General features: G+C 68.7%; 1 protein-coding gene. It reads right to left on the bottom strand.

The genetic code is table 11. From position 1 onward, the window contains the following. Window positions 1-98 (bottom strand): DUF3107 family protein (locus tag KVT44_RS57240; RefSeq protein WP_217577222.1); only part of this gene is annotated, 98 nt, incomplete at its 3' end. Window positions 99-233: the final 135 nt, after the last annotated feature.

Genomic DNA, 233 nt, shown 5'->3' with positions numbered 1-233 from the left:
GGCGCCCCGGACACCGCGCGCCCGACCTGCTCCGGGGTCTGACCGCTCTCCAGAAGGATCGCGCGGGGCGCGTGCTGCACGCCCATCTTGACCTCCACGGCTTTGTCCCTCCGTCGGTCAGTCATGTGCGCGTCTCTCCGCGCCGTACGCTGCACTCATTAGCCCGGTGAGGGGTCGTGCACGTTCCGGCCGTGAACGCCAAGAGCGTACAGCGGACGGGAACAAAGAGACGG

Origin of the sequence: Streptomyces sp. GbtcB7 (assembly GCF_019091445.1) — a bacterium.
Taxonomy (GTDB): Bacteria; Actinomycetota; Actinomycetes; order Streptomycetales; family Streptomycetaceae; genus Streptomyces; species Streptomyces mirabilis.
Note: the sequence above shows the minus strand (reverse complement) of the source record. Positions and strands in the feature narration are given on the sequence as shown.